The sequence below is a fragment of the Pantoea phytostimulans genome (assembly GCF_046118715.1).
Lineage (GTDB): Bacteria > Pseudomonadota > Gammaproteobacteria > Enterobacterales > Enterobacteriaceae > Pantoea > Pantoea phytostimulans.
Window position 1 is genome coordinate 2,885,987 of sequence record NZ_CP173698.1, and the last position, 13,575, is coordinate 2,899,561.

Sequence of the window (13,575 nt, forward strand, 5' to 3'; positions counted from 1 at the left end):
GGGTTTTCGGCTATAGGCGTTATTAATCCGCTTGCCGCAGAAAGATGTCAAGACAAAAAAAGCACAAATATAAAATAATTCCATTAATAATCAATTAGTTGGAGATAGCATGGTCACCAGAAGACGTTTTCTCGCAGGATGCAGCGCCGTTCCGTTCGTTTCCTATCTCAGCCTTAATTCTGCCTTTGCCGCTACGCCGCCCAGCATGCTGGTGATGGCGATGCAGCTCGATAATATAACCAGCCTCGATCCGCATGAAAGTTTCGAAGTGACCGGTGGCCAAATCTGCGGCAACCTCTATCAACGTCTGGTGATGGCTGACCCGGTTCAGGCCGATAAAGTGATAGGTCAACTGGCAAAAAGCTGGGACGTCAGCAGTGATAATAGCGTGTTCACTTTTCATCTCGACCCGGCGGCAAAGTTCGCTGACGGAACCGCTTTGACCGCTGAAGATGCGGCTTTCTCACTCCAACGCATCGTCAAACTGGATAAAAGCCCGGCGTTTATCATCAACCAGTTCGGTTTTACTAAAGAGAACGTTGACCAGATGATCACGGCGACCGATGCGCAGACATTGCAGATGAAGCTTGGTGGCCCGGCATCGGAATCGTTCCTGTTGTATTGCCTGTCCGCGACGGTGGGCAGCATTGTGTCGAAGAAAGCCTGTTTAGCGAATCAGCAAGGCAACGATTTCGGTAACGCCTGGCTGAAACAGCACAGCGCGGGATCGGGCGCCTTTACGCTGCGCGGCTGGAAAGCCAGTGAAAGCGTGATTCTGGAACTGAACCCGGCTTACGCCAGCCAGAGCAAAATCAAACGTGTGATCCTCAAACACATCGCCGATCCCGCTGCGCAGGCGCTGATGCTGAAAAAAGGCGACGTGGATGCGGCGTATGATTTGACCACCGAACAGCTCAAGCCGCTGGTGAATGACACCAGCGTGTCGCTGGTGAAACAGCCGCTCTCCGCCATCATGCTGATGTCTTGCAATACCACCAATGAACTGCTGAAAAAGCCGCAGGTATGGCAAGCGATCAAGTGGGCGCTGGATTACGACAGCATCCAGAAAAACATTCTGACGCTGACGTATAACGTGCATCAAAGCTTCTTGCCGAGCGGCTTCCCGGCGGCGCTGGATGACACACCGTTCCATAAAGACGTCAGTAAAGCCAAAGCGCTGTTGGCAGAAGCGGGTTATCCAGACGGTTTCGACATCACGCTCGACCACTATTCAATGCAGCCTTACCCAGATATCGCTCAGGCGGTTCAGACTCAGTTAGGCGCGATTGGTATCAAGGTGTCGCTGATCTCTTCAGAAAACCGTCAGGTGCTAACCAAAATGCGCGCCCGCCAACATCAGCTTGCGCTGACATCATGGGGCGCAGATTACTTTGATCCCAACTCCAATACCGAAGCGTTCTGCGTCAATACCGACAACAGCACCAATGCGCGCAACCGCACGCTGGCGTGGCGTTGCGGCTGGTCCGACGATGAATTCAACACGCTCACCGAGCAGGCACTGCATGAAAGTGACCCAGCGAAACGCATTGCGCTCTACCAAAAAATTCAGCAAATGGGCCGGGAAAAAAGCCCGTTCATTTATATGATGCAGCAGATTCAAACCGTGGCCTGCAATAAAAACATCTCTGATGTGCATCTCACGGTGCTGGAACAGTGGTCCTATGCGCAGGTGAAAAAAGCCTGATGGGGGCGTTGAAAAAAACCTTCAGCACCTTGGGCAGTTTAGTGCTGACGCTGTTTGGCTTATCCGTGTTGACCTTTTTCATTGGCCGCGTCATGCCCACCGATCCGGTGCTGGCGGCGGTGGGTGATAACGCGCCGCAATCGGTGGTTGAGCGCGTGCGGATGGAAATGGGGCTGGATCAGCCCCTCTACATCCAGTTTGGTCACTACCTGAATCAACTGCTGCACGGAGATTTAGGCAAATCCATTCTCACCTCTAACGCTGTCACCAGCGATATTGCGCGCTTCTTTCCGGCGACGATGGAGCTGGCAACGGCGGCGATCGTGATTGCCGCGCTGGTTGGCATTCCCCTTGGGGTCTGGGCCGCAGTACGCCAGCGTTCGTGGATAGATCAAACCATTCGCGTGATATGCCTTGCTGGCCATTCGCTGCCGGTGTTTGTGCTGGCGCTGCTCAGCCTGCTGGTGTTCTACGCGGTGTTGGGTATCGCGCCTGGCCCGGGACGCCAGGACATTATTTGGCAGGACATGGTGCCGCAGGTCACGGGATTTTTAACGATCGATTCCCTGCTGGCGGGCGAATATGACGCCTTTTGGGATGCGCTGGCGCACATGGCGCAGCCGGTGTTGATCCTGGCGTATTTCAGCATGGCGTATATCACCCGTATGACGCGTACCTTCATGCTCAACGCATTAGGCGGCGAATTTGTGATCACTGCCCGCGCCAAAGGGTTGTCGTCCCGTCGGGTGATTTGGCGACACGCCTTTCCCACCGTGGCGGTGCAGTTGGTCACGGTGCTGGCGCTTACCTACGCCGGATTACTGGAAGGCGCGGTGGTGACGGAAAATGTCTTCGCCTGGCCTGGTCTCGGCCAATATCTCACTACCTCGCTGATGAACGCTGATATGAATCCAGTGGTCGGTGCCACGCTGCTGGTCGGCGCGGTTTACGTGTTGCTAAATCAGCTAGCTGACCTTCTCTATCGACTTTGGGATCCCCGCGTAAAATGACTTTTTTCTCACGAGCCTGGCTGCTCGACGACACGCCCAGCAACCGCCGACAGGCAGTTTGGGGCCGCCGCTACCGCTTGTGGCTCAACCTGCGCAGCAATCCGCTGGCCGTGGCAGGATTGATTGTCATTATGCTTATGCTGCTGCTGGCGCTGTTTGCGCCTCTGCTGAGTGGTTTCGCTCCCAGCGCACAGCATCTGGAGAATCGCCTGGCCGCGCCCTCTTTTACACACTGGCTCGGCACCGATGAACTCGGGCGCGATGTCTGGACGCGCATTATTTATGGCGGCAGAACCACGTTGGGCATGGTGATCGCGGTAGTGCTGCTTACCGCCCCGCTCGGCCTGCTAATTGGCTGCATTGCGGGTTATTGCGGCGGCTTTATTGATAAAGCGTTGATGCGCATCACCGACATTTTTCTCGCCTTTCCGCGTTTGATTCTGGCGCTGGCGTTTGTTGCTGCGTTGAAACCGGGCATTGAAAGTGCGGTGCTGGCGATTGCCTTAACTTCGTGGCCACCTTACGCACGTCTGGCGCGTGCCGAAACGCTGCAATATCGCCACAGCGATTTTATCGCCGCCAACCGCCTGACGGGTGCAACACCGCTGCGCATTATCCTGCGTCACATCATGCCGCTGTGCGTGCCCAGCCTGATTGTGCGCATCACGTTAGACATGAGCTCCATCATCATCACAGCTGCCAGCCTGGGCTTTCTCGGCATGGGCGCGCAACCGCCATCACCCGAATGGGGCACGATGATCGCGACTGCACGCCGCTTCCTGTTCAGCGAATGGTGGGTGCCGCTGATGCCGTGTATCGCCATCTTCCTGACATCGCTGGCGTTTAACTTTTTAGGCGACGGTTTACGCGACGTCCTCGATCCCAAGGAGCGCTAAATGCTGGTGGAAATTGAAAACCTGCGCATCGCCTTTCGCAGTCGCAGCGAAACCGTTGAGGCGGTGCGCGGCGTCAGCCTCAGCGTCGGCAAAGAGAAGTTTGCCATCGTCGGCGAAAGCGGTTCCGGCAAGTCGCTTACCGCACGCAGCCTGATGCAGCTGTTGCCCGGCAATGCAGACGTTAGCGCGGATGTGTTGCGCTTTGACGGCATCGATCTGCGCCAGGCGAGTGAGAAAGTGCTGCGCCAGATTCGCGGCAAGCGTGTCGGTTTTATCCTGCAAGATCCGAAATATTCGCTTAATCCCGTGATGACCATCGGTCAGCAGGTGGCAGAAGCCTGGCGTGAGCACAAAGGCGGCAGCAAAAAAGCCGCCATGCAGGCAGCCATTGGTTTGCTGGAGCAGGTCAAAATTCGTGACGCTGAAGCAGTCGCACAGCGGTATGCGCATGAAGTTTCTGGCGGCATGGGCCAGCGCGTCATGATTGCCATGATGCTGGCACCCGATCCTGAATTGCTGATTGCCGATGAACCCACCAGCGCGCTGGATGCCACGGTGCAGGCGGAGATCCTCAAACTGATTGACGATCTGGTTTCTGCACGCGGCATGGGATTGATCCTGATCAGCCACGATCTGCCTTTGGTGTCGCACTTCTGCGATCGCGTGGCGGTGATGTACGCCGGCAAGATTGTTGAACAGCTAAAGGCGGGCGAACTGCATCAGGCGCAGCATCCTTATACGCAAGGTTTGCTGGCCTGCCTGCCGTCGCTGCGCCATCCGCGCGCGCGTTTACCGGTATTGCAGCGCGATGCCGCGTGGCGCGATTAAGGGAATCAAGATGATTGAGATTGATGATCTGCGCATCGCTTTTGGTGCGCACGAGGTGGTGAAAGGCGTGAGTTTTCGTGTGGCCAATGGCGAAAGTTTTGGGCTGGTGGGCGAAAGCGGTTCCGGCAAATCCACCCTTTTGCGGGCGTTGGCCGGGCTGAATCACGACTGGCGCGGTACGATGCGGTTTGGCGAAATGGCATTGAGCGCAAAACGCGGACGCCATTTCTACCAGCAGGTGCAGATGGTGTTTCAGGATCCCTATGGTTCGCTGCATCCGCGCCAAACCATCGACCGTATCCTGCACGAGCCGCTGCTGGTGCATCGGCTGGATCGCGCTGAACAGCGCATCAGCCAGGCGCTGAGTGAAGTTGGTTTAGCGGCGGCGGTGCGTTTTCGTTTTCCGCATCAGCTTTCTGGCGGTCAGCGCCAGCGCGTGGCGATTGCCCGTGCGCTGATTGCTGAACCTGAAGTCCTGCTGCTGGATGAGCCGACGTCAGCGCTCGATGTTTCGGTGCAGGCGGAAATCCTGAATTTGCTCAGTGATCTACGCAGCGAACGCAAACTCACCTACATTATGGTGACGCACAATCTGGCAGTGGTGGCGCATCTCTGTCAGCGCATTGGCGTGATGCAAAACGGTGAGATGGTGGAGCAGCTGAGCGCGGACGATTTGCGCGCCAGGCGCATTCAGCATCCGCATACTGCGCAGCTTTTTGATCTCAGCATGACGCTTGAGGAACCTGCATGACAGTTAACTGGCAACACGCGGCAGACGTCGCGGAACAGATCACCCAAAGCTGGCAACAGCCGGGCGCACCGGGCGGCGCAATCGTGCTGTTCGACGCCCATCAGATCCACTCAGCGCACAGCGCGGGCCTGGCCGATTTAGCCCTGCAAACGCCGTTCAGCCCCGACAGCGTGGTGCGCTTTGCTTCAATTACCAAACACATTTTCGCAGCACTGGTTACTGGGCCGGGCCGTCACTATTTATCGCTCGACGATAAGCTGGTGCAGCATTTACCCCAGCTGCGCGGCGCGAACGGTCAGATTACTGTGGGCCAGGCACTCGATATGAGCAGCGGTTTACCCGACGTGCGTGAAACGTTATCGCTGCTGGGTTTGTCGGTTTACAACGCGACTTCAGCCGCAGATCTGCTGCACTTTGTAGCGGAAGAAGGCGAGTTAAATTATTCGCCGGGCAGCGAAATTTCTTATACCAATACCGGTTATCGCCTGGTTGAAGAGGCGTTGAAAGCCAAAGGTGTGCGCTTTCGCGACCTGCTCCAGCAGTATCTCTGCGAACCACTGGAGATTGATCTCACCGCCGCCGAAACCTGGTTTGATATCGTACCGGGTTTGGTGCCAGGTTACTGGCATGATGGTGAGCGCTGGTTGCTTTCCAGCGCTGGCCTGCATCTTTCGGCATCAGGTTGTATCACCGGTAGCCTGCGTCATTTGACGCGCTGGTTGCAAACCTTGCTGGCAGACAGCGGACCAGGCGCGGGCGTGTTGCAGCGACTCAGTGCGCCACGCACCTTGGCAGATGGCCGCACCAGCGGCTACGGCTTGGGGTTAACCAGCAGCATGATCGGCAGCCAGACGCTGTTTGGTCACGGCGGTTCGCACGCGGGTTATAAAAGTTATTTTCTGCTGCACCCGGAATTGAAAATTGGCGTGGCGTTGGTTGCCAATCGTGAGGACATTACAACCTCTGAAAGCGCGATGCGGGTGATGGCGGCGCTGATTAATCGTTCCCTGCCAGAAAAAGGTCATGACTTAACGCCTGGGCTGTATGTGGCAGAAAATCCGGCTGACGCCGATTGGCTGGAAATCGCTGGCGTGACCGCGACCTGGCTGGGCGCAGGCGAAACGCTGTGGCGCGGCGATGCGCATGGCGATGCCGTGTCGCTTTCCAGCACTTTCCCGCTGCGTTTACGTCATGAAGGGCAGGCAATTGTCGGTGAAATTGGTCACGCGGCACGCCGCTTTGTACCGGTAGAGCCGGATGAAGCATCAATTACGGCACTACAAGGCCGCTGGTTTGCGCCAGAACAGCGCGCGGAGCTGACTGTGGAAGGCAAGGTGTTGATGATGGGAATCGGGCCCGCCGCAATCCCCGCCACGCTGCAATCGCTGGGGCAGGATCGGGTTCTCGCCACCGGTAAGGATGGCCCGTGGCAGAAGCGCTTTGTGATACAGCGCCAGGGCGAGCGTATTCGACTCCAACTCAGCCGCAGCCGCGTGGTCTATTTTCAGCGCTCACCAACCTGAGCCGCAGCAGCGTCGTCTTTTCCAGCGCTCACCGAGGCGAGCCGCAGCAGCGCCCTCTTTTTAGCCTCAGCGCTCACCGAAGCGAGCCAAAATAATTCGTGCTGCAGGAAGGCGGCAAACGGGTTAATCCCCGGGAGCTTACATGAGTAAGTGACCGGGGTTAACCCATGCAGCCAACGCACCTGCAGCGCGAAGTATGAAGGCGCTACGCGATTGCGTTAACTAAACGGCCGATTTTTTCGATATGTACTTCGATGACATCTCCGCTAAACATAAACAGCGGCGGCGTGCGTTTCTTGCCGACACCGCCCGGTGAACCGGTGATGATCACATCGCCAGGTGATAGCGGGCTGAATGCCGAGATATATTCAATAATCTTCGCCACCGGATGCACCATGCTGCTGGTGTTGTCGTTCTGCACTTCCCGATCATTCAGGAAGGTTTTGATTGCCAACTGCTGCGGATCGGGGATTTCATCGGCGGTGGTCATCCACGGCCCGAATCCCCCGGTTTGCGGCCAGTTTTTCCCAGCGGTGAACCAGGTAAACTGCATATCGCGTACTGTCGCATCCATAAAGCAGCTGTAACCGGCGACCACATCTAACGCCTCTGCGGCTTTTACCTGATGCGCAGCTTTACCGATAATCACCGCCAGCTCACCTTCATAATCAAACTCTTGTGTAGTAGCTGGCTTCTGCAAGGGTGAATCGTGGCCGGTCAGCGAATCGGCGAAACGAACAAATAAAGTCGGCGCGTCGAGGGTTTCGGCGAACTCTTTACGCTTATCGGCGTAGTTCATGCCTACGCAGAAGACTTTACCCGGGTTTTCAATCACTGGCAGGAAGCGCAGTGCAGAGAACGGATGATCAGCGGGCATGGCACGAAACGCATCGAGATCGGCCAGCGATGAGCGGGTCAGAAAGCTTTTAAGATCGGGACATTCTGCGCCAAAACGCAGGCCGAGATCGATAACGCCATTTTCCAGCACAATACCAAAACTTTTTCTTTCCTGGTCAGGAAGGTAAAAACTGCAAAGCTGCATTACTGCCTCATTTGTTATATACCCATCACTCTTCAATTCGAATGATTTTGGGTATCGCGTGTTGTGAACGCTGTTTTAAAAACGTGTGCTTAATCAATGCCGTGCAGGGTAACAAAAGCGACGCTAAAAATCGTACAGAGTTCTGCTCATCGGATGACCTAATTTTGCGTCGTCGCCAGATAAGAGAATGCGCTTAACAGGCTGATAATTGTCGCCATGCGGTCAGCCTGATAACCCACCGTCACCGCATCAATCCGCTCTACACCCGGTATCAGGCTGAACAAATCGGCTAATACCGGTTTGCTGGCCTGTAAACGCAGCTGATAAGGTGCGGTGAGCAACGTCGTCGATTTCAGGTCCGCCCGTTTAACGGCATGTTCTGCGGCTTCACGAATCGCGGTTCGGGCCATTTCAGGGCTGAGCGATTCAGCGCTGGTTTGTGAAATGGCCCGCTTCACCTGGACATACTCCACTGACGGATAATATTCGCCAATCCACTTTTTCAGGCAATCGTCGCCGCTTACCAGCCACAGTGGCGTGCCCTGCTCCGCGCCCGCTGCGGCATAGATGTCGCTTTCACCCATCACCTGGCCGTTGATCTGAATACGCCAAAATGCGCGCCCGTTAATGGTATGCGCCAGCACGCCAAACTCACCCGCCGCACTGTGATAGCCGATAAACATCATGCCGTCGAAAGCTTGCTGCTCCAGCCCTTCCACCATCGATAAGCCGCGCGGTTTACCCTGCACCAGCCGGGCGCGCGGATCGATATTTTCAGCACGCAGATTGGTCATTTGTGCGTGACTGTCGGCCACTACCACCTCCGTTGCACCACCAGCAAACGCGCCATCAATGGCGGCATTCACCTCTTGTTCCATCAGGCCACGCGCCAACTGATGTTCTGCATGTCCTGGAGAACACTGCTCCGGGCGCATGACGCCAGCGATGCCTTCAATATCGGCAGAGATAAAGATTTTCATTGGTCAGATTCTCCTTGTGCAGCCAGTCTATCCAGCACCTCACGCAAAGCCGGACGATGATGATCGCGAAAACCGGTTACTGCCTCGGCGCTGAGTAACGCATCCAGCACCGCGTGCTCGGTGGCATCTGCGGCGGCGGCCAACAGCAGCTCCAGTGCAGCGTCATCGGGTGGTTGCGGCGTTGCTTGAGTGGAAAACGCGACGGCGATGTCACCGGAACCGTGGCCCCAATAACTGCCAAGTCGCCCCAAACCCGCACCGGCGCGTTTCGCGACGCGCTTAAGCTGACGAGCATCGAGCGGCGCATCGGTAGCCATGATGATGATGATCGAACCGGCATCGCGCTGCGGCGTCAGTTCCGGCAGCAGCGGCGCAATCATCTCGCCCAGGCGAACGCCATCCAGCGTTAACGCGGTTAATGCGCCGAAGTTTGCCAGCACCAAAACACCGAGCGTGGCGTTCAACGTGGGAATGAGCCGCGAGGCGCTGCCGATCCCCCCTTTCAGGCTGAAACAGCTCATGCCACGCCCAGCACCCACGCTGCCACACGCAAAATCTGCATCGGCATTGCTAAGCGCAGAGCGCGCCATCTCTTCCGTGATCGCCAGCGCCTGAATATCATTTAGCCAGCCATCATTGCACTCCAGCGCCAGCGGGTTCACGGTGGGTAAACTGCGGCCTAATTCCGGATTAGCAAGAATCGCTTCACGCACCAGCGTGGTATACAGCGTGCCCACCGCCAGCGTGTTGCTTAGCAAAATTGGGGTTTGCAGCACGCCCAACTCACTGAGCTGCACTAAGCCAACCGGCTTGGCAAAACCGTTAAATACTGCCGCCGCACAGGGCAGCGGCTGGGTAAAAAGATTATCGCCGGGCGGTACAATTGCCGTGACACCGGTCTGCACTTCGCCTGCTGCTATTGTGTGATGCCCGACGCGTACGCCCGGAACATCGGTGATGCGATCAGTTGCACCACATTCGCTGCGCGGTTGACCGAGTTGACGTTCGCTGCGCCAGCGCTGCAACAGCAGGTCACGCTGCATCTGTTGAAAATCCATGATTAGCTCTTCAGTTTTGGATCCAGGGTGTCACGCAGGGCATCGCCCAGCAGGTTAAACGCCAGCACGGTGATAAATATCGCCAGCCCCGGAAAGACGCTGACATGCCACAAGCCCGCCATCATCATGCTGCGGCTCATGGCCAGAATATTGCCCCATTCAGGCACGTCTGGCTCCGGGCCAAGGCCAATGAAGCTCAGGCCCGCTGCGGTGAGAATACTGGTGCCAATACGCATGGTGAAGTAGACGATTACGCTGGAAAGCGTGCCGGGCAAAATGTGGCGTAGCAGGATAACCCGATCTGGCGCACCGGCGCACCGCACGGCTTCCACATAGGCCGCCTGTTTCAGCGTCAACGTGGAGGCACGCACGATGCGGGCGAAGACCGGCACACTGAACACCGCTACGGCAATGATCACGTTATTCAAGCCGGGACCAAGAATCGCCACCACCGCAATTGCCAATAGCATGCCGGGAAAGGCGAACAATACGTCAGAAGCGCGCATGATCAGCATATCGACCCAACGTCCGTAATAACCCGCCAGCAGGCCAAGGAAAACCCCCACCAGCATGCCGAGCGTGACAGACACCACGCCGACATACAGCGAAATGCGCGCACCATAAATAATACGACTTAATACGTCGCGGCCCAGATCATCGGTGCCCATCCAGTGTGTGACAGACGGCGGCGAAGAGAGCGCCATCCAGTCCGGCTCCATGGGATTCCACGGGGCTAACCAGGGGGCAAAAATCGCCACCAACACCAGCAGCAGCACAAAGCTGCCCGACACCAGCGCCAGCGGATTACGCACTAAAGCGTGTAAAAAATCGCGCCACGGCGAGCGGATAGTGTCAGGCACAACAGCAGAAAGCGTTTCGCTCATCTCTGACTCCTATTTCAAACGGATGGCGGGATTAACCACCGCGTAGAGCAGATCGACCAGCAGGTTGATTGCAATAAATTCAAACACAAACAGCATCACCAGCGCCTGGATCACCGGCTGATCTTGCGATTTTATCGACTCGATCAACAGCCAGCCTAAACCCGGCCAGTTGAAGACACTTTCCACCACAATTGATCCACCCAGCAGAAAACCAAACTGCAGACCCAGCATGGTGATCACCGGGATCAGTGCGTTACGCATCACATGTTTCCAGGTGACCAGCCGCTGGCGCAACCCTTTGGCGCGTGCGGTGCGCACGTAATCTTCCTGCGCCACTTCGAGAAAGGCTGAGCGGGTAAAGCGTGCCATGACCGCCGCTACTGAGGAACCCAACGTGATAGCAGGCAGGATAATATCGGCGGGCTTATTGAAGCCGCTAACGGAGAACAGGCCAAACGGCATGGCAACAAACTGTATCAGCAGCAGGCCAAGCCAAAAGGTTGGCATTGAGATGCCGCCAACCGCCACGCTCATTAAAGTCCAGTCTTGCCATTTTCCGCGACGCAGCGCGGCGATCACCCCCAAAATGAGGCCCAGCACGACTGACCAGACAAAACCGGCCAGCGCCAGCCACATAGTTGGCATAAATCCTTGTTTGATCACCTCTAATACCGGTTGCTGGGTACGATAGGTGACGCCCAGGTCGCCACGAAAAATGCCGCCAAGCCAATGAATATATTGCTGTGGTAGCGGATCGTTAAGACCAAGGTGCTGACGTGCTGCTTCGACCGCCTCGATGGGCGCATCGGGTCCCGCATAGATACGTGCCGGATCGCCGGGCAGCAGCTTGATGAAGCCGAAGACCAGCAGTGAGACCACCAACAGCACCGGGATCATCTCCAGCAGTCGACGAATGATGTATGCGAACATGAGGTTCCTTTTTATTGACTCGGTGCTTATTGTCCAGGGACAAGGCGCGGACCCAAGATTGTGCTCGCTGTCTGCAAGATTGTGCTCGCTGTCCCCCATCCCGGCCTTCCCCCGCTAGCGGGGGAAGGAGACGCTGCCACATGCAGTCTCATCACTAACATATTGCAGCCTCTTCCTCCCCCACATGTGGGGGAGGACCGAGGTGGGGGACAAACGACCTCATCTGCGCGCTGTCCCCCATCCCGGCCTTCCCCCGCCAACGGGGGAAGGAGACGCTGCCACATGCAACTTCATCACTAACATAAAGCAGCGTCTTCCTCCCCCATGTATGGGGGAGGATTGAGGTGGGGGACAAACGACCCCGGACTAAAGAGCAACGAGATGGGAGGCAAACAACGCCCTACCCCAACAAAGCCTTACTTAAACGCCGCTTGGGTAAACAGCAAATTGCCGTCTGGCAGCATCGAGACGCCGCTCAGCGCTTTGGTCTTGCCGACTAAATTGTCCGGCGTACCTAAGAATGCAATCGGTGCATCTTTCCACAGCAGCGTCTGCGCTTCTGCGTAAGAGGCAGCGCGCTTGGTTGAATCGGCTGTCGCTAAACCGCCTGCAATGGCTTTATCCACCGCGGGATTGCTGTAGTAAGAAACGTTATAGGAGGTCGGCACCCAAGATTCAGTGGCGAACAGCGGACGCAACGCCCAATCTGCATCACCGGTTGAGGTAGACCAGCCGCCGTAATAGAGATCATATTCAGCCTGCTTAGGATCTTTCACACCCCAGAGTTTGGCGTTGCGGGTGCCGGAATCCATTGGCGTTACCGTTACGCGGATGCCCACGGTTGCCAGTTGGGCCTTCAGGAACTGCGCAGCACGCACGCTGGCTGTGGCATTGGTGCTCCACAATTTCAAGTCCAGCCCGTTCGGGTAGCCCGCCGCTTTCAGCAGCGCCTTGGCTTCGTCAGGCGCATAGCGGTAATTCGGCTCGCCTTGTTTCTGATAAAACTGGACGCCCGCTGGAATCGCCGAGGTCGCTGGCGTTCCCATACCGGCAAAACCAACTTTCAGCCAGAGATCGCGGTTAATGGCGTAGTTGATCGCCTGACGCACGCGCACATCAGCCAGCGCTTTATGCTGCGTGTTGATCGCCATGTAATAGAGATAAATGCTCGGATCGCGCTGAATCGCCAACTTGCTGTCGCTTTGCACGGTGCCAATTAAATCGGACGGCAGCGGGTAAATCGCATCTACCTGGCCTGACTTCAATGCTGCTACGCGTGTAGCATCTTCTGGGCTAGGCGAGAAAATCACGTTGTCGACTTTCGGCCAGCCTTTATTCCAGTAACCCGTATATTTCGCCATGGTGACTGCTTTGCCCGGCTGCCATGCAACGAATTTGAACGGGCCGGTGCCCACAGGATGCAAACGCAGTTGCGACTCTTCTGGGTATTGCTTGAGAATCGCCGGGCTCCACATCACGGCTGATGGATGCGCCAACGTGTTGATGAAGGCACCAAAGGATTCATTGAGATCGATCTGCACCTTATTCGGTGCCAGCACCGTGACGGTGTTAATCATGCGATACAGGCTGTTGCGTTTCAGCCCTTTGCTCTGATCGGCAAGGCGATCAAGGTTAGCTTTCACCGCCTCAGCATCAAACGGCGTGCCGTCCTGGAAAGCCACGCCATCGCGCAGCGTAATCGTAAATTGAGTCGCGTCTTCATTGCTGGTGTAAGCGGTGGCGAGCCACGGTGTCAGCGTCATTTTGGCGTCGAACTGGAACAAGCGTTCAAAGATGCCGCTCTGCACCGAATAGCTGATGTTATCGGAGGTATCGTGCGGGTCTAGCCCGGTAATGTCGGCATACATGGAGATGCGCAGATCCTGCGCCTGGGCAACATTCGCCAGACACAATGACAGCCCAAGGGCGAGAGACGTACGACGTAATAACGGCTTCATGGTGGCTCCT

At 56.5% G+C, this 13,575-nt stretch carries 12 protein-coding genes; 6 read left to right on the plus strand and 6 right to left on the minus strand.

The genetic code is table 11. The features are described 5' to 3' along the window. The first annotated feature begins 109 nt into the window (after positions 1-109). The 6 genes from ACF2G4_RS13520 to ACF2G4_RS13545 are packed head-to-tail and all read left to right on the plus strand — an operon-like array spanning position 110 to position 6,713. The gene (locus ACF2G4_RS13520) at positions 110-1,705 is read left to right on the plus strand and encodes an ABC transporter substrate-binding protein (RefSeq protein ID WP_215845295.1); all 1,596 of its coding nucleotides are present in this window, start codon (positions 110-112) and stop codon (positions 1,703-1,705) included. Continuing rightward, a complete protein-coding gene (locus tag ACF2G4_RS13525) occupies positions 1,705-2,715 on the plus strand; it encodes an ABC transporter permease (RefSeq protein WP_243079925.1) in 1,011 nt (336 codons plus the stop codon). Before ACF2G4_RS13520 ends, ACF2G4_RS13525 begins: the two co-directional genes overlap by 1 nt. Next, positions 2,712-3,611: an ABC transporter permease gene (locus ACF2G4_RS13530; protein WP_332626025.1), complete on the plus strand. Its 900-nt coding sequence runs from the start codon at positions 2,712-2,714 to the stop codon at positions 3,609-3,611. Before ACF2G4_RS13525 ends, ACF2G4_RS13530 begins: the two co-directional genes overlap by 4 nt. Beyond that, the gene (locus ACF2G4_RS13535; RefSeq protein ID WP_332626026.1) at positions 3,612-4,439 is read left to right on the plus strand and encodes an ABC transporter ATP-binding protein; all 828 of its coding nucleotides are present in this window, start codon (positions 3,612-3,614) and stop codon (positions 4,437-4,439) included. 10 nt (positions 4,440-4,449) lie between these two features. Beyond that, positions 4,450-5,190, plus strand: a complete 741-nt coding sequence (locus ACF2G4_RS13540; RefSeq protein WP_332626027.1) for an ABC transporter ATP-binding protein — start codon at positions 4,450-4,452, stop codon at positions 5,188-5,190. Next, a complete protein-coding gene (locus tag ACF2G4_RS13545) occupies positions 5,187-6,713 on the plus strand; it encodes a serine hydrolase domain-containing protein (protein WP_409074977.1) in 1,527 nt (508 codons plus the stop codon). Before ACF2G4_RS13540 ends, ACF2G4_RS13545 begins: the two co-directional genes overlap by 4 nt. 205 nt (positions 6,714-6,918) lie before the next feature. On the opposite strand, the gene ACF2G4_RS13550 is transcribed toward ACF2G4_RS13545, so the two are convergent. From ACF2G4_RS13550 to ACF2G4_RS13575, 6 genes are all read right to left on the minus strand, one after another. Beyond that, positions 6,919-7,755 (minus strand): fumarylacetoacetate hydrolase family protein, encoded by an 837-nt coding sequence (locus tag ACF2G4_RS13550; protein ID WP_243079929.1) that lies wholly within the window; start codon positions 7,753-7,755, stop codon positions 6,919-6,921. Positions 7,756-7,913: 158 nt separating this feature from the next. Further along, positions 7,914-8,735, minus strand: a complete 822-nt coding sequence (locus ACF2G4_RS13555; protein ID WP_409074978.1) for a M55 family metallopeptidase — start codon at positions 8,733-8,735, stop codon at positions 7,914-7,916. Further along, complete coding sequence (locus tag ACF2G4_RS13560; protein WP_409074979.1) at positions 8,732-9,793, minus strand: P1 family peptidase; 1,062 nt, start codon at positions 9,791-9,793, stop codon at positions 8,732-8,734. Before ACF2G4_RS13560 ends, ACF2G4_RS13555 begins: the two co-directional genes overlap by 4 nt. A 2-nt stretch (positions 9,794-9,795) precedes the next feature. Beyond that, a complete protein-coding gene (locus ACF2G4_RS13565) occupies positions 9,796-10,677 on the minus strand; it encodes an ABC transporter permease subunit (protein ID WP_409074980.1) in 882 nt (293 codons plus the stop codon). Positions 10,678-10,686: 9 nt separating this feature from the next. Beyond that, on the minus strand, positions 10,687-11,607 hold the full coding sequence (locus ACF2G4_RS13570; protein ID WP_332626030.1) for an ABC transporter permease subunit: 921 nt from the start codon (positions 11,605-11,607) through the stop codon (positions 10,687-10,689). A gap of 416 nt (positions 11,608-12,023) precedes the next feature. Then, positions 12,024-13,565, minus strand: a complete 1,542-nt coding sequence (locus ACF2G4_RS13575; RefSeq protein WP_409074981.1) for a glutathione ABC transporter substrate-binding protein — start codon at positions 13,563-13,565, stop codon at positions 12,024-12,026. Positions 13,566-13,575 lie beyond the last annotated feature (10 nt).